The 21324-nt window shown below is 28.9% G+C and carries 21 protein-coding genes and 1 riboswitch; of the genes, 4 read left to right on the forward strand and 17 right to left on the reverse strand.

Annotation, left to right across the window (positions count from 1 at the left end; translation table 11 throughout):
- Window positions 1–253: 253 nt before the first annotated feature.
- The 6 genes from ACYUDJ_RS06565 to ACYUDJ_RS06590 form a co-directional block, all read right to left on the reverse strand.
- The gene (locus tag ACYUDJ_RS06565) at window positions 254–907 is read right to left on the reverse strand and encodes a pentapeptide repeat-containing protein (RefSeq protein ID WP_043031638.1); all 654 of its coding nucleotides are present in this window, start codon (window positions 905–907) and stop codon (window positions 254–256) included.
- Window positions 908–955: 48 nt separating this feature from the next.
- The gene (locus tag ACYUDJ_RS06570) at window positions 956–1531 is read right to left on the reverse strand and encodes a GNAT family N-acetyltransferase (protein ID WP_043031636.1); all 576 of its coding nucleotides are present in this window, start codon (window positions 1529–1531) and stop codon (window positions 956–958) included.
- Window positions 1532–2008: 477 nt separating this feature from the next.
- On the reverse strand, window positions 2009–3091 hold the full coding sequence (locus ACYUDJ_RS06575) for a GerAB/ArcD/ProY family transporter (RefSeq protein WP_043031634.1): 1083 nt from the start codon (window positions 3089–3091) through the stop codon (window positions 2009–2011).
- 548 nt (window positions 3092–3639) lie between these two features.
- A complete protein-coding gene (locus ACYUDJ_RS06580) occupies window positions 3640–4329 on the reverse strand; it encodes a radical SAM protein (RefSeq protein ID WP_043032388.1) in 690 nt (229 codons plus the stop codon).
- A gap of 18 nt (window positions 4330–4347) precedes the next feature.
- Complete coding sequence (locus ACYUDJ_RS06585; protein WP_043031631.1) at window positions 4348–5055, reverse strand: B3/B4 domain-containing protein; 708 nt, start codon at window positions 5053–5055, stop codon at window positions 4348–4350.
- 56 nt (window positions 5056–5111) lie between these two features.
- A riboswitch (guanidine-I (ykkC/yxkD leader) is annotated at window positions 5112–5207 on the reverse strand.
- Between the two features lie 336 nt (window positions 5208–5543).
- Window positions 5544–5909, reverse strand: coding sequence for a hypothetical protein (locus tag ACYUDJ_RS06590; protein ID WP_043031628.1), 366 nt, complete (start codon window positions 5907–5909; stop codon window positions 5544–5546).
- 422 nt (window positions 5910–6331) lie between these two features.
- On the opposite strand from ACYUDJ_RS06590, the gene ACYUDJ_RS06595 reads away from it, so the two are divergent.
- From ACYUDJ_RS06595 to ACYUDJ_RS06605, 3 genes are read left to right on the forward strand one after another with little or no spacing between them, the layout of a single operon-like run.
- Window positions 6332–7489, forward strand: a complete 1158-nt coding sequence (locus tag ACYUDJ_RS06595; protein WP_043031626.1) for a helix-turn-helix domain-containing protein — start codon at window positions 6332–6334, stop codon at window positions 7487–7489.
- Window positions 7449–8366 (forward strand): ABC transporter ATP-binding protein, encoded by a 918-nt coding sequence (locus ACYUDJ_RS06600; protein ID WP_080333493.1) that lies wholly within the window; start codon window positions 7449–7451, stop codon window positions 8364–8366. Before ACYUDJ_RS06595 ends, ACYUDJ_RS06600 begins: the two co-directional genes overlap by 41 nt.
- Window positions 8367–8384: 18 nt before the next feature.
- Window positions 8385–9179 (forward strand): ABC transporter permease subunit, encoded by a 795-nt coding sequence (locus ACYUDJ_RS06605; protein ID WP_043031624.1) that lies wholly within the window; start codon window positions 8385–8387, stop codon window positions 9177–9179.
- A gap of 315 nt (window positions 9180–9494) precedes the next feature.
- Here the strand turns inward: ACYUDJ_RS06605 and ACYUDJ_RS06610 are convergent, their stop codons facing one another.
- Window positions 9495–10025 carry a hypothetical protein gene (locus tag ACYUDJ_RS06610; protein WP_043031623.1) on the reverse strand — a complete coding sequence of 177 codons (531 nt, stop codon included), beginning with the start codon at window positions 10023–10025 and terminating at the stop codon, window positions 9495–9497.
- Between the two features lie 399 nt (window positions 10026–10424).
- Window positions 10425–10961, reverse strand: coding sequence for an adenylate kinase family protein (locus ACYUDJ_RS06615; RefSeq protein WP_043031621.1), 537 nt, complete (start codon window positions 10959–10961; stop codon window positions 10425–10427).
- Between the two features lie 374 nt (window positions 10962–11335).
- Here ACYUDJ_RS06615 and ACYUDJ_RS06620 point away from each other — a divergent pair, with 374 nt between their 5' ends.
- Window positions 11336–11890, forward strand: coding sequence for a flavin reductase family protein (locus ACYUDJ_RS06620; protein ID WP_043031619.1), 555 nt, complete (start codon window positions 11336–11338; stop codon window positions 11888–11890).
- A gap of 414 nt (window positions 11891–12304) precedes the next feature.
- Here ACYUDJ_RS06620 and ACYUDJ_RS06625 read toward each other — a convergent pair whose 3' ends face one another.
- The 9 genes from ACYUDJ_RS06625 to folP all read right to left on the reverse strand — a co-directional run bounded on the left by ACYUDJ_RS06625 (window position 12305) and on the right by folP (window position 21311).
- On the reverse strand, window positions 12305–12796 hold the full coding sequence (locus ACYUDJ_RS06625; protein ID WP_043031617.1) for a DUF6773 family protein: 492 nt from the start codon (window positions 12794–12796) through the stop codon (window positions 12305–12307).
- Window positions 12793–12993 (reverse strand): helix-turn-helix transcriptional regulator, encoded by a 201-nt coding sequence (locus ACYUDJ_RS06630; protein ID WP_043031615.1) that lies wholly within the window; start codon window positions 12991–12993, stop codon window positions 12793–12795. Before ACYUDJ_RS06630 ends, ACYUDJ_RS06625 begins: the two co-directional genes overlap by 4 nt.
- 1358 nt (window positions 12994–14351) lie before the next feature.
- Complete coding sequence (locus ACYUDJ_RS06635) at window positions 14352–15473, reverse strand: DegT/DnrJ/EryC1/StrS family aminotransferase (protein WP_043031612.1); 1122 nt, start codon at window positions 15471–15473, stop codon at window positions 14352–14354.
- Between the two features lie 144 nt (window positions 15474–15617).
- A complete protein-coding gene (locus ACYUDJ_RS06640) occupies window positions 15618–16793 on the reverse strand; it encodes a DegT/DnrJ/EryC1/StrS family aminotransferase (protein WP_080333492.1) in 1176 nt (391 codons plus the stop codon).
- Between the two features lie 54 nt (window positions 16794–16847).
- Window positions 16848–18137: a MerR family transcriptional regulator gene (locus ACYUDJ_RS06645; RefSeq protein WP_043031610.1), complete on the reverse strand. Its 1290-nt coding sequence runs from the start codon at window positions 18135–18137 to the stop codon at window positions 16848–16850.
- Window positions 18138–18421: 284 nt separating this feature from the next.
- Window positions 18422–18862, reverse strand: coding sequence for a heat shock protein Hsp18 (hsp18, locus tag ACYUDJ_RS06650; protein WP_043031608.1), 441 nt, complete (start codon window positions 18860–18862; stop codon window positions 18422–18424).
- Between the two features lie 300 nt (window positions 18863–19162).
- The gene (gene folK, locus ACYUDJ_RS06655; RefSeq protein ID WP_043031606.1) at window positions 19163–19618 is read right to left on the reverse strand and encodes a 2-amino-4-hydroxy-6-hydroxymethyldihydropteridine diphosphokinase; all 456 of its coding nucleotides are present in this window, start codon (window positions 19616–19618) and stop codon (window positions 19163–19165) included.
- A 93-nt stretch (window positions 19619–19711) separates the two neighbouring features.
- Window positions 19712–19963: a dihydroxyacetone kinase gene (locus tag ACYUDJ_RS06660; RefSeq protein ID WP_043031604.1), complete on the reverse strand. Its 252-nt coding sequence runs from the start codon at window positions 19961–19963 to the stop codon at window positions 19712–19714.
- 160 nt (window positions 19964–20123) lie between these two features.
- Complete coding sequence (gene folP, locus ACYUDJ_RS06665) at window positions 20124–21311, reverse strand: dihydropteroate synthase (RefSeq protein ID WP_162266809.1); 1188 nt, start codon at window positions 21309–21311, stop codon at window positions 20124–20126.
- Window positions 21312–21324: the final 13 nt, after the last annotated feature.

The following is a 21324-nucleotide window of genomic DNA, read 5'->3' on the forward strand; positions in this document are numbered from 1 at the left end:
TATCCACAATATCCTAGAGCAGAATAGTGTTTCCTAGTTTTTCTTAGCATATCTGGTATCATCAAATTAAATAACAAAATTATATGGCATATCCTTGCATAAAAAAGGTGAAAGAAAAATCAGGATGGCTCAAGTCAATCAAGGCAAAGCTATCCTGATTCTACATAAGACATATTTTATTTAGTGTGTTCAATTATATCGATTAAATGCTTTGCTCATAACCCATTAATTTCCTAATGAAAATTATATTTAATTACTGCTCAACAATGATTCCCCAAAGACCAATTAAGTCAGCCGCCTGAACCATACTAATTTTGGCTCCTTGAAATTCAATGGGAGGTGAAGATACCGTCGGAGCAATAAGCTCATTTTTTGTAAAATCAACACCTGCCAACATTGTCTTAAAGAAGTTGTTTTTAATAAAGTTGGAGTTTTTTACTTCGAATCTCTTCAATTTGGCTTCAGTTATAGATACCTCAGTGAAATCTATATCCTCAAAAGCAACATCTGTCATTTTAGCTTTATCGAAATAGGAATATTGAAAATTTGATCCTTGCATAGATGTCTGCTTGAAAATAGTATCGCTCATATTTACTCCTACACATTTGCAGGTAATAAACTGACACCTTTCGAAATATGCGTCTGCAAAATTACTGTTTGATAGATTACAATTTTGGAATACAACATCAACAAAGCTTGCTCCTTCAAAACTGCAATCAAGGAATGTACAGTTTTCGAAAATGCTTGTATTGATTTCGCTTTTGTAAAAATCAAAATGTTCAATATGTTCTTCGTAAATCTTTGTCTGCGTTATTGGTATCTCCTCATATAAATATGGCTGTGCATATGATAAAAAATCTTCTATCCTTATCAGATCTGCTGGAATTCGTGGATTAATAATACTCATAGCTTTATTAACTTCCTTTCAATAGAAATTATATACTCACCTCACATTTTATCCATTGTTGCTTTTTGCTTTTTGGTTATCCCATTCCTCTTTTAAAATTGCATATACTACATCGTCTGCCCATTCATTATTAAACCAAAAGCTTTTTTTAAAATGTGCCTCTTTTCTCATTTGAATTCTTTCAAGCAATGCTATAGATTTTATATTTCTGGGATCAACTGAAGCAATTATTCTATGTTTTTTTAAATTATTAAATAAGTAATTTATTACGCTAATAACAGCTTCAGTAGCATATCCTTTGCATTGATGCTCTAAAGATAAGGTAAATCCTATTTCTACCTGTAAGTTATCTGAGTCTATAAAATGAATTCCTACATCCCCTATTAATTCATCAGTTTCCTTAATCAAAATTACAAGTTGATACCATGTATCTGGTATATTCGGAATTTTAGCAGTTTTTTCACAAATAAATTCTTTTACTTCTTCGAGCGTTTGTGGTTTCCAACTCTGAAATTTATATATTTGTGGATTTGAGCGGTATTTAAATATCGACTCTTCATCAGAAATTTTAATACCTCTTAATGTTAATCTTTCTGTTGAAATATTCATTTCATTGAAGTTCATTATTTTCACCTCCGCATGTATAATTTAGTTACTCAAGATAAGCCAAATTTAAAGCATCTATACCTTCATGATCAGGATGTATATATATCGTTGCATATAATTTTACTATTTCAGCTTAGATAATGGTAATTATATCACATTTACATGCTAATGGAGGATTGCTTTTGCAATAAATGTAAAACAGCTTTATCTAGTATTTTACAATAAGTTTGACTTGTACTAAGTTCTGACGAAAAGGATATAATTTTATTGCTTTATATATTTGAAGTATAACGTAAAAGCACCGTAGAATTCAAATGAATAATACGGTGTTTTTTATGAATTGTTCATTTTTTCAGTTGTATCAATATATCAATGTGCATTCCTTTATTTCCATCAAATAGATTACTAAAGAGTTGGCACCCCCTTTTATTCTCTTGGTATATTAACAAATACTCACAAGAAAACCCAAATTTATTCGCGAGTTAGTTAATTTTTTCATCTGCTTTTTATAATTTTTATAATAGTTATACTGGTTATAAAAATTAAATTAAATGTTAAATAAAATATATTAATATATTTACTGATCTTTGTAAGAGTTATAAAACTATCTAACCTACTAACAATTATAGCAGCGAAGATAAATACTATACTATATAAGATATTAGGATTTATTTTTTTTGAAATGTTGGACAGTGAATAATAGAAAAAATAATTCTGATTAGCTATGGTTTGAAATATTAAACTGTTCCATAAAAACATAAACACAAGTTTAAAATTACTTATACCAGGTGCATAAATTGTTTCTGCAAGAGATAACGTAGGCCAATACAAATTTTTTGCTACATCTGGACCTAAATAATATATGGATATAAAACTTAGCCATATATACACAACAACTACAATTGATGTACTTTTTAAAAAGGAACTTTTTATCTTAGTTTTATCCTTCATTAAAGGAACTATTAAAAAAATAAATTCTATACCTAAAAAAGAATATACAGTCTCTATACTAGCCTTTAAAATAGAGGAAAATGGAGCTGCTAATATAGGTTGAATATTGCGAATATTCCCTTGCTTTATTGCCAAAAAAGTTATTAAAATTAATGGGATAGCTGCATAAAAAATAATTTCATTTATTATACCTAAGGATTTTATGCCTTTAGAGGCAGCATATACTGAAATTAATAGTATTGGGATGGCTAATTTATATTGCTCTAAAAATAAAACTAAATGAACTCTTAATAAATTACTTATACTAGCAGTGGTAATAATTATATAAATAAAAAATTGGAAAGCAAATACAAAAGAAAATACACTACCTAAAATTTTCCCAAAATAGTTCTTGCTTATTTCCACTATATTGGTGTTGTGGTAAGAATTATCTTTAAATATTAATATAGCACAAAGTACTATATAAAAAGGATATAAGCTTCCTATAACTACTCCAATCCATCCATCATTTTCAGCTATTTTAGTTAAATCAGCTGGAAGAGATAATATTCCTATTCCTATCATAGATCCTACTATTATGGCCATAGTTTGGTCTGTAGTTAACACATTATTACTTTTATTTTCCATTATGGTTCTCTCCTAAACTTTTACACAAATCACCACTGCTTATAGAAGATGGTAACTTTGTGGTCGATATATCTAATGATACAAGTTTACTCATACTATCAAGGTTGTTCCAACCCCTCTAGTCAATGTACCTTTTATTACATTCTATTTAAGATTATTTAAAATTTTTCCATCACTCATTATGGCAAATTCTTTTAATCCAACATCTATACCTAGACTATATCTCTCATTTTTATATAATTCGTATATATTTATCATATATTATGTGCAAATTTCTTAAATTTAATTATATTATCCATAAGAATGTGAGTGTAAAAACTTTCGACTTTAGTTGAGAAGGGAACCCCTACATACTTTTTTGTAAAAATATTTAAATTGCAAATCTAGTGCATAAAAAAGTTTTTATAAAATATAGCTTTTGTTCTTCATTTCTTTGTATTGCCACGCAAAAACACCACAAAATTCAATTTTCAATAATGTGGTGCCCATGCAAATTGTTCTTTTTTTCAGTTGTTGCGTTAAAATAAGAATATTATGTATTAGCATTACTAAATATTTAGTAATGAATTTGGAATTTCCTCAAATCTTTCATCAGTTATACCAAGTTTTTTCTTAAATCTTTCATCTTCTATTCTTGCAATAATTATCTTATTGGGAGATATTTCCTTAATAATATTTTTTATCTTCTTAATTGATTCTTCATCATCGTTATATCCCTTAATGATAGTAATTTCGAATATAAATTTCCCTTTGTATTGTTTATTAAAGGAAGCCATATTTGAAATATATTCTACTAACGTATACCCATCAATTGGTCTTTGAATTTTTTGAAAATCTTCTTCTGTTATTACTTTTATCTCTCCAATAACCTCATCACATTTATTAGCAATTTTTATATATTCATCTCTACCTAGTAAATATCCATTAGAAAGCAGTCTTACAGGTAACCCTTTGACTTTAATAAGGTCAACAATATCACCAATTTTATCATTTACTAAGGCTTCTCCTTTTGAGTTAATAAAGATTAATTCTGCTTTTGTATTTTCTATCATGCTTTCTAGTTCAATCAATGAACTATCTATTTTATCAAATGACTTTTGGGTATCTACCTTATTTTGCGACCTTCCAATAGGCCAAAATATGCAGTCAAAGTTACAATACTTTTCTGGAAGTATGTTAACTTCCAGTACCCTTCTTCCATCTTCAATATAAATATCCTTATAACTGAAATCACCAATCACCTTATCCTCCTCAAATTACTTTATTGATACTTCCTTATTGTTAATATCAAGAATTGAAATCTTACATGTTCCACCTAAATTATCCTGTACTGTTTTTGTTAAATCTTTTAAAGCATTCTCAAACTCTTTTAATCTTCTTCCATCAATTAATTCAATGCACAAAAAAGCATTTTTTGTATTCTCAGTGAGCATTGTTCTTACTGACTCGCGCCAATTAAAGCATCTGCAAATTGCTCCTTCATTATCTTTATATACTATTTCGCCTTCATATGGTGGTGCATTTTCATCCGTTCCTAATGTAACAAAATTTTCATTTCCAACTGCCTTGGTCAATCTTATATCTCCAACAAATGTATCGATATCCTCACCACCGCAGGGCAATCCATATCTTAATGAAATAGAGTTGTAAATATCAACTAGAGGATTAATAGTTCCTAAATGGTTCCCATTATGCACTCGCTTTAGTAATGCCTCAATGGATGACCTTGCACCTTTCTTTGTTTTAAATTTTTGAAACGCCTCTCTCCATACTTTTATAACTTCGTTACTGCTGAATTGCTCATTCTTCAAATATTTTAAGGCTTCCTTTTCTGAATTATAAATCATATCCTTATATTTGTCTTTATCTTTTATAGAGTTATCTATGCCATGGCAAACAACAACACCAATCCTTGCATTGGGGAATAGATTCCAAAAGTCATCTTCAACAACAAATTTTTTCATTAAAATATACCTCCTTAACAATAAAAAATAAAAAAGCCATAGAAATATTATTAAATATCTCCCAGGCTTTTATCCCTCCGTGTACACAGTCAACTGTGTGTTTTCTCTCGGACCTGCCAATTACAAACTGCGGAACCCTAGAAAACTTAGATATGTAATTAAATTGTCATTTACAAGTCTAAAAATTATAAACTAATTTTAGCATAATATTAAAATTGAATCAACTATATGCCTTCCTTGGCAAAATTTTACCACTGTGGCTTAACTAATAGAAGCACCGGCTCCCCACACTATATTTGAACTATTAAGTTTTTCACCGATATAACTTAAAGTATTGAACATTATATCTCACCTCTTATTGTTGTGATGCAAAATCTTACCAATCTGACTTACTTTAAAAATGCTCTGAATAATGCGATTTTCTAATATGTTATTTATCTTTTTAACTTAATAGTCTACGAACTAATAAGCTCATCAACAAACTGTAATTAACCTCTTTTACTAATTTCATCTGTTATTAATGATTTTGAAATATACATCGCTTTTATTATGTTCTTAAAGCGCTTGTGATTAGAGGTACCCTCCTCAAATTTTAACTGTGCTTTTTCACATTTGCTGATAACTGAAGATACTGGGCGTAGTGCTTCTATCAATTCTTCTTTTGTATATTTGTCCATAACATTTTCATCTGTTATTAATGATTTTGAAACATACATCGCTTTTATCCTGTTCTTAAGGAGTGTGTGCTGAGAAGTACCCTCCTCAAATTTGGGCTGTATTTTTTCACATTTACTGATAGTTGAGGATACAACTCGTAGTGCTTCTATCAATTCTTCTTTTGTATATTTGTCCATAGCATTTCACCTCAAATTCATAATTTATCTAGCTTGTATTATAATAAAATTGTTCTTAACCGAAACTAGCTCACTGACAAATTCTAATTTATTTGTATACTTTAAGTAAATTATAACATATAAAAGCTCTATGACGTTCATAGAACTTCTATGCGGGTAGTCATCGGATAAAATAAATAGAGCTATAAAGATTAGAATCCCTACATATATCTAATTTAGATTGGCAATAATCATTATATAGAGTTACGCTCCTTAGAAATTGTGAATTAAAGGTTATTTACATTAGCCTTTCTTAATAAAAAAAGCAGGGCTTTAATTATTAAAATAAGTTTCCTGCAAGTTAACTTTTTCCACTAAGATCAACTACAAATCTATTTACAGGGAATAGGTCAACACATAAAATATTATTAGAGGTGATAAATTTGAGAGGATTAAATATAGGTAAGTGCATTATTCATAAGAGAAAAGAAAAAGGAATAACTCAGGAACAGTTGGCAAATTACATTGGAGTTTCTAAAGCATCTGTTTCCAAATGGGAATCTGGATTAAGTTATCCCGATATTTTGTTTCTTCCTGAGCTTGCAACTTATTTTAATATTTCAGTGGATGAATTATTGGGATATTCTCCACAACTTACAAAGGAAGATATTAAAAAAATTTATAGTAAACTCTCTCATGAATTTGCTGTAAAGCCATTTGATGAAGTAATGGAACAGTGTAATAAATTAATAAAAAAATACTATTCTTGTTTTCCTTTTTTGCTTTCTATTATTCAATTATTATTAAACTATTCCAATCTGATAAAAAATGATGCAATAAAAAAAGAAATTTTTCAGCAATGTATATTGCTAAGTAGGAGAATAAAAGAGGAATCAGAAAACATTTCTTACATAAAAAATGCAAATACTATGGAAGCATTGGCAGAGATAGCATTGGGAAATAGCGAAGAAGTTATTCGCTTATTGGATAATAAATTAGATCCATATAGAGGAGATGATGTCATACTGATTAATGCGTATCAGATGCAGGGGAAAACTGCCGAGGCAAATAAAGTGAATCAAATACTACTTTACAATAATGTAATAAACACATTAACACTTCTAAACAATTATCTTTCCTTAAACATGATGGACCCAGTTTTGTTTGAAAAGATTTATTCTCAAGGCATTCAGATTATTGATTCTTTTCAGTTAAAAGAGATTTTGACAAATGACGTTTTTGCAATTCATATCGTTGCTGCACAAGGGTATTTGATAGAGCAAGAGAAAGAAAAGGCAATAGATGCATTAGAGCGATATATGAACACTGTTTGCAGTATCCAATTTCCATTGAGTTTTAAAGAAAATGAATATTTTACTCATGTAGGTAAGTGGCTTGAAGATAATAATTTTATTGGAACAACCACTCCCGTCGATGAGATAACAATTAAGAAAAGTTTTGTCGATACAGTTGATCTAAATCCTGCATTTGAACCCTTAAGAGAAGATGAACGATATAATTTACTTGTTAAAAAATTGAAAGAAAAGTTAGGTGAAAAAAGTGAATGCAATAAATATAGAGAATCTAAAAAAATCTTATGATGGGCAAACTAATGCGCTAAGAAATATAAGTCTAAGTATACCAAAGGGTGAGATATTTGGCTTTCTTGGCCCTAATGGTTCAGGAAAAACCACTACAGTTAGAATCCTTAATGGAGTTCTTTCAGCAACATCAGGACATGCTGAAATTTTAGGGATACCTGTGGGGAAAAATGATCTTGAGATCCATAGATTATGTGGAGTTATGACCGAAAGTTCCTCCTGTTATGAAAATCTTACTGCAGAAGAAAATTTAATATTCTTTGGAAAAATGCATGGAATTGGTGAAAAATTACTTAATGAACGTACTAATTTTATATTGAAAAGGTTAGAGTTACTAGATGTAAAGAATAAAAAGGTAAAATCTTTCAGCACAGGAATGAGAAAGAGAATTTCTTTAGGCTTGGCATTAATTCACGATCCTCAGATTTTATTTCTTGATGAACCTACTTCTGGCTTAGACCCAGAAAATGCACTGAATGTTACAAGACTTATAAAAGAACTTGCAGAGGAAAATCAGGTTACAATCTTTCTTTGTACCCATCAATTAAAATATGCTGAAGATATTTGTACACTATATGGCTTTATAAATAACGGCAATATCCTTGGTCTAGGTACATTTGATGAACTTGCTTCAAGGAAAAATGCAGCCCTTCGATTAAAAATTAGAGGAAAAAATATTTCTAAAGAATTTGGATTTATCCATGAAGGTAATGATATATATAACAAATCTATTTCAGGAGACAAGGAGGTAAATACTCTAATACAAAACATACTGACAAGTGGTGGAGAAATTTATGAGGCTGTACAGCAGAAATGGTCTTTGGAACAATTGTACTTTAAATATATAAAAGGTACATCTAATGATGTGAAATTATAGTTAAGGAGTAGTTAGAATATGAATAGAAATGAAAAAGCATTGATATATAAAGATATAAATGAAATAACAAGTTCAAAACGGGTTATTATTCCTATGACTATTGTACCAATTGTTTTGATTGTAATCATCCCCCTAGCAATATTGATAAGTGCTAACTATATTGGAAATGATTCAAGTATGTTTACAAAGATAGCTCCTCTTATAAAAAAATTACCTTCTGAATATAAAACATATACTCCAGCCCAACTTTTAATAAAAGTAACGCTAAACTTTATGTTTCCATCATACTTTCTTATAATTCCAATAATGTGTTCAGGAGTTATTGGAGCCAGTAGTTTTGTGGGAGAAAAGGAACATAAAACCCTAGAGTCTCTGCTTTACACACCAATATCCATGGAACAACTGCTTAGAGCCAAGATTTTAGGTGTTTTTGTGCCCTCTTACATGGTGACTTTGATTTCATTTATAGTATTTGGCATCATATTTAATGTAGGTGGTTTTATCTATTTTGGAGAACTTATTTTTCCAGATGTAAAATGGCTTATAATCATACTTTGGATTTCCCCTGCGATCAATTTATTATCGTTAATATTTACTGTGATGGTATCGTCAAAATCAGAAACCTTCCAAGAAGCACAGCAAGTAAGCGGCCTTCTTGTCATTCCAGTGATTCTTATATTAGTGGCTCAAATGACAGGTGTGCTTTTGCTTAGCAAAGTTGTAATGCTTATAGGTGGCGGTGTTCTCTTGATACTTGATTATATATTGATAAAAAGGATTTCCTCTAAGTTTATTCCTGAGAAACTAATTTAGATATGTACTATTAACCTTTTAATTTTGTTCCTCACATAATTAATTTTTATGTTTTTGACGAAAGAGTACTAGTAAATATATTGAAAAAATATTATTTTTAAAAAACACACGGAGAAGACAGCTATCTTAGGTGCTGATTTGAATTATATGATTAGCATATAAGGAAGACTTGACTGTTCACGACTAAACTTAGTTCAGAATATTTTCGGATTACGACAGAAAAACACCGCAAAATTCAAATTTGAATAATGCGGTGTTTGAGTAAATTATTCAGTTTTTAAGTTATTACGTTAGATAAGGAGATTCTAAAACTAATCACCTAATAATAAAATCGTTTATCCTCATTGCTATAATGTTCCCTTCTTTAATGCCATTTACAATCCCAAATTTAAACTTTTTTTCTTGATGTATTAAACAACAATAATATTCTTCATATCTACCATCTTCCGATTCCGCTATTATTTTTGAAATATTACAATAATCAAAAACTCTTATTTTTCCAAAACCAAGTACTAATTGTTGATACTTTAAGCTTTTATCTTTATTATTAAGTATTAAAATTTCTTTTCCAAAATTATATCTTATCCATTGGTAAAGGGACATACACCCTATATAAACGGCAAGACCAGCTACAAATAACATTAGAAGTATATCTTTCAAAGGCCATTGAAAAAGTTTTAAACTCAGTGCCTCCAGCAGCATATCCAAAATTATAAACAGTCCCACTGGTAGCATAAAAATTGAAAACAAAAGATATCCACTAGTTCCTAAGAAGCCTTTTTTAATATTTATTATCACCTTAAGAATATTATCCTTATCATATAAATATTCTACTTTTTTTTTCATTCTCAACTTCACCTCAAAGAAATTTATACTTTAATAAGGAATAGTTATATATTACAATTTTAATTTAATCAATACTAAAATTGTATCATGTTATATCCTTTCTATTATTACTTACTTAGCATCTAATATAATTCCAATCATAACTTAACTACTACAGAAATTATAACATATAATTACAGTCCCTGGAATTCATTATATTTCTGATAAACTTTTCCCCACAACCTACTCCTCCTTTTATAAAATAAAAAAATATATAATTTTACTACTTAATATGTTTGTATTGCGACATAAAAACACCTCAAAATTCAATTCATAAATAATGCGGTGTTTGAGTAAACTGTTCGTTTTTTTATTTGTGACGTTAAATAAGAACATTACGAAATATCTTAACTAAATGTTTTATTCATTTTGAGAATTTATATGATCATAACTTTCTTCTAAAATAAACATAACTATTTCTTCAATGCTCAAATTATTTGTATCAATTTTTATACCTCTAATGTCTTTTTCAAATGAAATTAAACATCTATCTATTTGCTGGGAAGCCCATAAATTATCTGCTTCACCTCTTTCTAACAATCTGCTTAATATAATAGATTTTGAACCTTCCAAGATATAATGATGAATAAGAATGCCATCAGTAATCAATCTATCAATAATTTGACTATAATACTCTTTATTTACCAATGTCATTGGAACTATGATTGTTCCAGAATAATTTTCATGTAAATATTTTAACATCTGATAGTTAAAATCACGCCACAATGGTATATCTTGAAAGTCTCCTTTTCTGCTAATACAATCGGGGGAATTATTCCAAATAAATTCTCCTGCCATTTCAGGGTCATATATAAAAGAATTTATTATTTTTTTATTTAACTCATTTGATATTGTTGTTTTTCCAATTCCAAAAGAGCCATTTATCCATATTATCATCATTTTCACTCCTAAAAAATAAATAATTTTGTTCAGAATAATTTACAACTATGACTTAGTTCATAAGGAAAGTTTATCATATTTGCCACTTTTTTGTACTAATTTTCAATATACTTGAGATAACTTTTATTTTTTAATACCGTATTATTCAGTTTTCAAAGAACATTGTTCGTAGTCTGAAATTAAAACTTACGTCGCATTTATTTCATATTATGAACTATGCACATTAAAAGCAAGACAATAAACATATTGACTTGAGGGCATACTATTACAGTAGCATAACTCATTGAAAAGAAAAATCTATACTTTTTTGTGAATTACCATTATAATATTAATGCTGTTTACCATGGGAATTAAGAAATGGAGGTGTCAAATTGAAAAAGATTAAATTACAAAACAGACCTTTTGGCCCGTTTCCTACTATACTTGTAGGAGGAGATGTGAATGGGAATCCTAATTATGTCACTGTAGGTGCATGCGGAGTAGTAAGCCTTAAGCCAGTGCTATATGTATCGCTTAAGGATAGTCACTACACAACTTTAGGTATTAAGGAAAATGGTTACTTCAGTGTCAACATACCTTCTGCGGACTTGGTTCAAAAGACCGATTATTGTGGTATAGTATCAGGGCATAAAACAGACAAGTCTAATTTATTTACATCATTTTATAATGAAATTGGAAAAGCACCAATGGCTGAAGAATGCACGATGAATTTTCTATGTAAAGTTATCCAAACCATTCCTGTCTTTGATTTTCAAATGTTTTTAGGAGAAATAGAAGCTGTATACGTTAATGAGGAATGTATGACAGATGGCAAACCTGACCCATTAAAAATTAACCCACTAATGATGATGGGCTCAAATTATTATGATTTAGGCAAAGACGTAGGTACTTTATTTAAAACAGGTCTAGAAATACTACCTAAATAGTTAAATAGGGGCTATCCTCATAAGGTAGTCCTTTTGACTTTTATATTTGTTGCCATATATGTGGATAATAATGTCACGTTAAGAAAGTAGCAATATTCTTTAACAGAACCGTAATAAAACAATAACTTTATAGCATCATCTGTTGTGATGCATAATCTTTGTATTGCAACGTAAAAACACCGTAGAATTCAATTATGAATAATACGGTATTCAAAATAATTATTCGTTTTTTATTGTTTGACATTAAATAAGAACGATACGATATAACTAAAGCTAAAATCATGTTATTTCAACTCTATAAATTGTAATTTGTCAGCTTCGTATTATGCTCATAAATGGGAGCTAAACATATTCTACGCCTTTGGAGGCAAAGCTGAACTCCGTAGTATGCTTATTAACGGAAAAAAAACACAGCTATTCGTCCTGTTCTTTTTCGTCTAACTGTTTTTGAATTTTTGCCTGTTTTTTCTTGTTCAGATAATTAAGGCAAGACAGTACAACAAAAACCGAAACGGTTGCGCTGATAAAAGTAATTGCCAAGACGGCAATAAAATAACCTATACCATCTTCCTTATATTGTTCTGCGTACTGTGTATAGTTCAAAACCCCGTTAATCGTTGTTACTACAATTCCGGCTACTATACTGTACACAAAAGGGATGGCTTTAGCACGTTTTCCTTCGCCGTATATGTTAAGTCCCAAGGTCATGTACCGTATTATCATGTAAAGGGACATTCCGAAGAAGCATATAAACTCAACGGCATACTGCTCAAACGGAGCGTTCAACAGAAACTGCTGTACGAGCATTGAACAGAAAAGCGCAATCATTAAAATGCCGTATGCTTCACTATTTATTTTGCGGCGTTGCGCTACAACTCTTTCGTCTTGCGAATTTTGATTTTTCATTTCGATTCCTCCCAAAATAAATCATTTAATGTTTTGCCAAGCTCCTTACAAATCGCTATACAAAGGTTTAGCGTGGGGTTATATTCCCCTGATTCTATCAGCCCGATAGTTTGTCGGGTAACGCCTACGGCTTTTGCCAAGTCCTCCTGCTTCATATCAAATTCCATTCGGGCGATTTTCATTCTCTTATTTTTCATAAAATGCCACCTTTCATAGTCTTAGTATACATTATACATTGCATAATGTAAAATATATTTTGCATTTATGTTTGTTAAATTTTTATGACAACCACTTTCTATGTCAAAAGAAAAAACCCCACAGTAGCAATTCTAAATACTCTTGTGGGGTTTATGTCACTTTTAGAAAATATAAATACCTTGTTACACTGAAATAGCCCAACCTTGCTATAGCCATGTGATACTCCTGTCCATTATATAAATAACCCGAAGATCAAATCTGATCAACAAATTACTATTTATCTGCTCATTATACAAATAATCTTTACTTCACAGTTAATTACTATTGTGATTTAACTAATAGTAATTATATCATATTTATGCACCGACCAATGGTTGTTTTGGTAGTAAATATAAAATGTTTTTACTTCTTAACACCGTATTATTCAATTTTCAAAGAACATTATTCGTATCTACATTTTCAAAAGTTACGCCGCCTTTATTTCAGACTGCGACATAAAAACACCCCACAATTCAATCCGTGAATAATGTGGTGTTTTAGAATGATTCTTTTATATTTTGTACGCTGCTTTCAAAGAGTATCATATTAAATATAACCCGTTACCTACCAAACGTGAGTGGTATTCTTAATATATTAGCATCCATAAAATTTTAGATGTTTTTCAATATTTGACTGTATATATTCAGCACTGTGACTACCATGGAATACATGATTTTAAGAATTTATTTCTTTTTCTTTAAATTTGCAGGTTTTTTCAGTTGGAAATTACTACAACACCCTTTAAAGATATTAAGAGAACTATACTAACTTCAGCCTATTAAAAGGGGGATATGTGGTGTAAAAGGCATTTAAACAAAATTAGAGATTCTTATTTATTTTTGCAAAATATATGTATGTTCCAGATTGTTGTTTGAGAGTTCAGCGAGTTACAATTTGGAACCATATATTTTAAGAAAAAGCAAATTAGAATCTCTTATTGAAGTGAGTTGCTGATCTCGCCACATATCCTTTTTTAAAACAAAGGTATTATATACTTTAAATAGTAATTTTCTTATTTTCTCTACTATCTATTCTAAAATTACTATAACAGCCTCTAAAGTTATTAAAACAAGAAATACTTTTAGAGAAAATAGATATCTGTAAAAATAATAAGAATACTTTATTTGTGAACTAATATTTAAGCGTGAAGTAAACAGGACGTTTACTTAGCTCTGTTGTCACAGGACGTGGCATTAGAGCATTAGCTTAAATATTAGGGCACAAATATTAGTATTCTTTATTTTTATAGCTATCTATTGAACAAAAGTATTTCTTGTTTTAATTTTCAACCTTTAAAAGCTGCTTAGTCGCAATTTCCTTATTTTCTGTAGAATTTCTTTATTGTTTCACAAACAAAATCTACTTCTTCTTCTTTTAATTCTGGATATATTGGTAATGCTAATATTTCTTTTGATACTTTTTCTGCTACTGGGAAGTCTCCTTCTTTATGTCCTAAGTAACTGAAACATTTTTGCATGTGTAATGGTATTGGATAGTAAATACTATTTCCTATTTCATTTTCTTTTAAGTAAGCTACCAGTTCATCTCTTCTTTCAGCACGTATATTGAATACATAATATACTGGTTTTTGATCTCCTTTTATTTTAGGGAACCTTACATATTCACAATCCTGTAATTTTTCCATATACATATTAGCTATTTCTTCTCTCTTTTTAATAGCATCATTTATATATTTTAATTTTACTGAAAGTACAGCAGCTTGCATACTATCTAATCTTGAATTATATCCTATATAATCATAGTGATATTTTTTAGATGCTCCATGTACTCTAAACATTCTAGTTCTTTCTGCTAATTCATCACTATTAGTAACTATCATACCTCCGTCACCATATCCACCTAATGTTTTAGTTGGGAAGAATGAAAATATACCCATATCTCCTATAGTTCCTGAATGTCTATAGCTGTCTCCATCACCTTTCCATCTCATTCCAAAGGCTTCTGCTGCGTCTTCTAAAACTCTTAAATCATTTTTATTTGCTATTTCCATTATTTTATCCATGTTATTCATTTGTGAAAATAAATGAATTGGAAGTATTCCCTTTGTTTTAGAATTTACTTTTGATTCTATTTGATTTAAATCCATTTCAAAAGTTTCTTCGTCTATATCTACAAATACAGGTGTAGCTCTATGTTTAGCTATACAAGATGTAGATGCTAAGAATGTAAATGGTGAAGTTATAACTTCAGCTCCATTTTCAAAACCTAAAATATGAGAGGCAATTACTAAAGCATCTGTACCTGATGCTACGCCTATAGCATGTTTTGCTCCTGTATATTCTTTTATAGCTTCTTCAAAGTTTTTAACTTGTGGTCCAAGTATAAAACTTCCACTTTCTACTACATCAAATATAGCTTTATCAAATTCAGCTTTTTTTTCTAAATATTCTCTTTTAGATGTATAAAAGTTAACCTTCACTTATATCACTCTTTCTTTTTTATTTTTATTTAATAATCAAAATTTTTCTATTTCAGCTTTGCTTACTTCATTACATTAAATTATAAGTAAATATTTCTACTTACTTATAATTTAATAAATATTTTAACTACAATGAGCTATTAATTATTTCATTACTTTTTCTACTGCAGCTACAAGTTCTTTAGCTACATATTCTGCATCTTCTAAAGATAATGTAGAATATACTGGTAAAGAAATCTCATTAGCATATTGTGCATATGCATTTGGATAGTCTTCTATATTGTATCCTAAATTTTTATATAATGTAAACATTGGTAGTGGTTTAAAATGTACATTTGTTGCTATATCTTTTTCAGCTAATATTTTTATTACTTCATTTCTTTCAGCTTCTTTAAATCCTTTTATTCTTAGTGGATATATATGATATGAAGTTTCTTTAGTTTCATCTTTTTTAAATGGTATTATAGCCCACTCTTTTTCAGCTAACACTTTTGTATAAGTATCAAATATAGCTTCTCTTTTTCTTAGCATTTCTTCGTATCTTGTAAGCTGAACTAAACCTATAGCTGATCCCATATCTGTCATATTGCATTTATGTCCATCTGTTACTATATCATATTCCCAAGCTCCAGCTTTCATCTTTGATAGAGCATCCTTTGATTGACCATGTAAAGATTGTAATTTAAAATCTTTGTGTAAATCTTCTCTTCCTTTAAAACTATTATCTCCAAAAGTTATTGCTCCACCTTCTGCTGTTGTAAGGTTTTTTACTGCATGAAATGAGAATACATGGAAATCTACTTGACCTCCAACTTTTTTACCCTTATAGATAGCACCTAAAGAATGTGCTGAATCTGATACTAAGATTATATCTTCACGACCTTTAGCTTTTAAAACTTCTTTAATAGCATCATAATCTACAGGCACTCCTGCAAAATCTACTGTATATATAGCTTTAGTTTTTGATGTTATTGCATCTGCTAATTTTTCTATATCTATTAAAAAACTATCTTTTGCTACATCTACAAATTTTGGTTTTACACCTCTATGCAAACATACACTTGCTGTAGCTGTATAAGTATAAGGAGTAGTTATCACTTCATCTCCTTCTTTTATATCAAACTCTTTTAATACAAGTTCTAATCCTGCTGAGGCACTAGATACTGCTACAGCTTTATTTGTATGACAATACTCTGCTAAATTATTTTCAAATTGTTGTGTTTTAGGACCTGAAGTTATCCAACCAGATTTTAACACCTCTACTACTGCATCTATTTCTCTTTCTGTAATATCTGGTGGTGAAAATGGTATCTTTTTCATTATAATCCTTCCCTTCATTTAACAATTAATTTTTTATTTTAAAATAATTTTTATTTATTTATTACCTTTAAAATATCCTGTATCCTTTGTTATATAAATATTTTCTTTTTCCTTTATATTATCTTCTAAATAATCATAAATCTTTTTTAAATCCTTTGAAGATAAATTCACTTTATTGTTTCCTGGCATGGAAAATATATAGTCTAATATATATACAGGATCTGTCACCTTTAAATTATCTTTATATCTTTTCAATTCTACCATATTAAAATATTCTGATACAATTTTTAATCCATTTTCTAATTGAAAACTATCTGTAATCTCCCAGCTCTCACTGGTTAAACTATATATATCAAATGTAGAAATTATTTCTCTTATTTCTTTCATGTGATTTTTACCAACAGTGGAGGCAAATAAAATACCCTCACTTTTTAATACCCTATTTATTTCTTTTAAAGCTTTATTTATATTGGGTACATGATAAAGCATATGATTTGCTATAACTACATCGAAACTTTCCTCTTCAAAAGGAATATTTTCTGCATTTACAATTTTAAAATTAAATCTACTTCTTTTTTCTCCTAAATTTTTTTTAGCGTCCTTTAGCATACCATCTGAAAAATCTGTTAATGTTATTTCCCAATTTGAGGGGATATGATTAAAATTTTTATTCCAAAGACTAGCATCACCACAACCTAGCTCTAATATTTTTATATTAGGCTGCTTTAAGTCTAAATTACTTAATTCTGATATATTCTCATTACTTATTTTTTTATTATAATTTTTATAGTTTGAACTCATCATACTTAATTCCTGCTTTAATTCTTTAAAAAACCATGGCATCCAACCTTCTTTATTTGTACTAAAAAGCTCATGAATAGCTATTCTTGCCCTTAAGTTTGATGCATTTTCATATTGCTGAGTCCAATTTTTATCAGAATTTATGGCACTTATTATATTTATAAACTTATCCCAATCCATTTCTTTATTAAAATCTATGGTATCTGCCGCTTCATCTATAGCTTTTATAATAGATTGTATATGCTTTATTTTTTTCTTCATTATTTCCTTTTGAATTTCTAAAGACTTTTTAAAATCTTTATGATTCAAATCATACTTCATTATATTAGCTATATCCTCTAGGGAAAGCCCTATAAATTTAAGAGTTAATATCTTTTGTAGTTTACCAAAATCCTCTTTGCTGTACAATCTATGACCTAATTCATTATGGCTACTGGGAACTAATAACCCTATTTTGTCATAATATCTTAAAGTCCTTATGGTTACTCCAGCTTTTTTAGCAAATTCTCCTGTGGTAAATAATTTTTTTGAGGTATCTTTCATATTAATCACCTCTGCAATAATATATTATGTGTAGGAATTATTATTAATAATTTTTATTACTAACTTTAATTAATCTTCATTAAGATAAAATTAAAAATATTTTAATTAACCGATATAATTATTTTTATGAACTATTTCAGAATCTAAAAAACTCTACAGTTCATTTAACTGTGCAAAATTATGTAATAAATTAGTGTAGGATATATATCCTACACTAATTTATAATATTATATTAACACATGACGTAAGGTAATGAGCAATAGTTATTTTTAAAATCTACATTTTTAATGTATCTCAATCTTTTTTCTTTTGCTGTTATCTTGGTTTGTTTTAGCAATAGTAATCTTCAAAACTCCATTATTAAATGAAGCATCTATTTTATTTTCATCAGCATTATCCATATAGAAATTTCTCTTAAATTCACCATAATGTCTTTCACGCCTAACATAGTTTTCTTTTTTATCTTCTACTGATTCTTGTCTTTTTGCATTGATTACTAAATAATTGTTATGAAAATCTATAGATATATCCTCTTTTTTTGTTCCTGGAAGATCCGCTTCTATTAAATAGTTTTCATCTGTCTCCTTTAAATCCACATTAAAGTTTTTATGAATATTACTCATTTCTGTAAAGTAATCATCACTAAAGAATTTCTTTACAAATGGTGAAAAAAAATCATCGTGTCTAGCTAAATCATCTTCTCTAAAAGGAATCAGTTCAAACATTATTAAATTCCTCCTTTGTTTAATTTAGGTGTTTTGTTCCTTTTATCCGATGACTACCCGCTCTAATACTCCCATCTTTTTCAAAGTGGGAGTATTAGAGCGACTATGTCCCTGGATAACAATTTCTCCTAAAGGATAACGACTTCTAAGGAGTAAAACTCCTAAGAAGTCTGTTAATAAGCTTTAGTGGGAGTAAAAGCTCTCTCTGAAGCCAAGAACTCTGTTTATATTAAACATTAATATAGTATCAGGCTATATAATTATTATTAGAGGAATATAATAAAAATAAACTAGAAATATTTACTTCAGCCTATCATACAATTCTCTTACTGATTTTTTTAAAACCGGATGTATAAAATTTTCATCTATATCGCACAAAGGTTTTAGTACAAACTCTCTGTTTTCCATATCCTTATGAGGAATAACTAAATCTTTTTCATTTATTATTAAATCATCATAAAAAATAATATCTAAATCTATAGTTCTAGGTCCCCATCTTCTTTCTCTTACTCTATCTAACTGTTTTTCTATGTTTAAAAGCTCCCCTATTAAATCTTCTGGAGTTAAATTAGTTTCTATTTTTACTACTCCATTTAAAAAACTATCTTGATCTAATACTCCATAGGGTTCTGTTTCATATATAGGAGATACTTTAATTATTTTTATTTCTCTTTCCTCTATTTTTTCTAAGGCCCTTTTTATGTAATTTTCTTTTTCACCTATATTACTTCCAAAGGCCACATAAGCTGTATGCATATATTATCATCTCCTTAAGGATTATATATATATATCTTATTTATAGCACTCTCAGATTTTTGAAACCTTTTAATAAACAAAGATTTATATTTATTAACCGTGATACCCATTAGATTGTCGTTCCATATTTTCTACAACAATATCATGAATATCACCTAATGAAGCACAATACTCAAGCACTTTCCATGGAGTATTTGTATGAAAATGAATTTTGATCAATTCCTCATCACCAACTGCAAGTAAGCAGTCACCTTCAATGTTTTTTGTAATATACTCATTTATTTTATCTTCTGAAAGATTTTCTCCTTCAATTAATAACTGCGTATCAAATCTGTATTCAAGCATAGTCATTCTCCTTTTCCGTTTTACAAATTCTAATTTTTTCTTTTATTATATAAATTTATCTTACAGACCTAAAAATCAGAAGATACAATTTAAATTATAATTTAATTTTCATTATATTTTTTAGATTTTAAAATATATTTATATATATCTTTAAAATAATTTATATTTTTCTTACAGCTTCTAGCATTCTTATGGCTCTTATATTTTCTTTTACATCATGTACTCTCACCATTTGAAGTCCTGCATCTACAGCTAAACAAGATAAAGCTATGGTTCCTTCTAGCCTTTCTTCTGTAGGTAAGCTTCCTAAAACTTTTCCTATGGTGGCTTTTCTTGAGGCTGCTAAAAGTACTGGAAGATTAAAGCTTTTTAGTTCTTCTATTCTGTTCATTATTTTTAGATTATGCTCTACAGTTTTTCCAAAGCCTATGCCTGGATCTAATATTATTTTATCCTCTGTTATGCCATGAGATTTGCAATAATCTATCCTCTCATTAAAATAAAGATGAATTTCTTTCATTAAATCTTTATAAACTGGATCTATTTGCATATCCTTTGGTTTTCCTTTTACGTGCATAAGTATTACAGGCACATTGTATTCTTTAACTACTTTAACCATATTTTCATCATACTTCATAGCACTTATATCATTTACTATATCCGCCCCTGCCTTTATTGCAGCTTTTGCAGTATTAGCTCTGTAAGTATCTATAGAAATTATAACATCCTTAAATCTATTTTTTATTTCTTTTATAACAGGAACTACTCTTTTTATTTCTTCCTCTTCATCTACTGGGTCAGAGCCTGGTCGTGTGGATTCTCCACCTATATCTAAAATTTCTGCCCCTTCTTTTAACATCTTTTCTGCTGTTTTTAAAGCTTCTTCTATAGAATTTTTTCTAGAACCCTCATAAAAAGAATCTGGAGTACAATTTATAATTCCCATAACCTTTAAATTTTCATAATTTATTTCTCTTCCATCTTTTAAAATTGTTCTAACAGCTCCATTATTTTTAATATAGTTTTCTAACTCCACTACTATTTCTTGTATTCTAAAAAAAGTCATATATTTAAGTTTTGCTAATAATTTTTTGTATTGTCTATCTGTTCCTAATAAAATTATATCTGAAGTTTCCACTTTGCAATTTACACAATATTTATTTATGGCACAATCTCCACCTAAAGCCATTAGTTCCTGTTTTATTATATTGGCTGCAGGAGCTAATACATTAAAAATTTTTAAAGGAGTAATGCTATTTTTATTCATAAATATATTTATACTACCTTCATGTACTTCTATTTTACTAAGCTCTTCTGGGAAACTATTTTTATTTAATTCTATAATCATTTTTAATCCCCTT

The organism is Clostridium sp. CTA-6, assembly GCF_054768115.1.

Excerpts from the sequence above, each read along its gene's own strand:
- ACYUDJ_RS06570 (WP_043031636.1), bottom strand. The coding sequence starts at position 1,531 with ATGAACTTCAATGAAATGAATATTTCAACAGAAAGATTAACATTAAGA.
- ACYUDJ_RS06630 (WP_043031615.1), bottom strand. The coding sequence starts at position 12,993 with ATGAAAAATAAGAGAATGAAAATCGCCCGAATGGAATTTGATATGAAG.
- ACYUDJ_RS06605 (WP_043031624.1), top strand. The coding sequence starts at position 8,385 with ATGAATAGAAATGAAAAAGCATTGATATATAAAGATATAAATGAAATA.
- ACYUDJ_RS06615 (WP_043031621.1), bottom strand. The coding sequence starts at position 10,961 with ATGATAATATGGATAAATGGCTCTTTTGGAATTGGAAAAACAACAATA.
- ACYUDJ_RS06625 (WP_043031617.1), bottom strand. The coding sequence starts at position 12,796 with ATGAAAAATCAAAATTCGCAAGACGAAAGAGTTGTAGCGCAACGCCGC.
- ACYUDJ_RS06585 (WP_043031631.1), bottom strand. The coding sequence starts at position 5,055 with ATGAAAAAATTTGTTGTTGAAGATGACTTTTGGAATCTATTCCCCAAT.
- ACYUDJ_RS06575 (WP_043031634.1), bottom strand. The coding sequence starts at position 3,091 with ATGGAAAATAAAAGTAATAATGTGTTAACTACAGACCAAACTATGGCC.
- ACYUDJ_RS06645 (WP_043031610.1), bottom strand. The coding sequence starts at position 18,137 with ATGAAAGATACCTCAAAAAAATTATTTACCACAGGAGAATTTGCTAAA.
- ACYUDJ_RS06610 (WP_043031623.1), bottom strand. The coding sequence starts at position 10,025 with ATGAAAAAAAAAGTAGAATATTTATATGATAAGGATAATATTCTTAAG.
- ACYUDJ_RS06590 (WP_043031628.1), bottom strand. The coding sequence starts at position 5,909 with ATGGACAAATATACAAAAGAAGAATTGATAGAAGCACTACGAGTTGTA.
- folK (WP_043031606.1), bottom strand. The coding sequence starts at position 19,618 with ATGCATACAGCTTATGTGGCCTTTGGAAGTAATATAGGTGAAAAAGAA.
- ACYUDJ_RS06660 (WP_043031604.1), bottom strand. The coding sequence starts at position 19,963 with ATGCTTGAATACAGATTTGATACGCAGTTATTAATTGAAGGAGAAAAT.
- ACYUDJ_RS06565 (WP_043031638.1), bottom strand. The coding sequence starts at position 907 with ATGAGTATTATTAATCCACGAATTCCAGCAGATCTGATAAGGATAGAA.
- hsp18 (WP_043031608.1), bottom strand. The coding sequence starts at position 18,862 with ATGTTTGAACTGATTCCTTTTAGAGAAGATGATTTAGCTAGACACGAT.
- folP (WP_162266809.1), bottom strand. The coding sequence starts at position 21,311 with ATGATTATAGAATTAAATAAAAATAGTTTCCCAGAAGAGCTTAGTAAA.
- ACYUDJ_RS06640 (WP_080333492.1), bottom strand. The coding sequence starts at position 16,793 with ATGAAAAAGATACCATTTTCACCACCAGATATTACAGAAAGAGAAATA.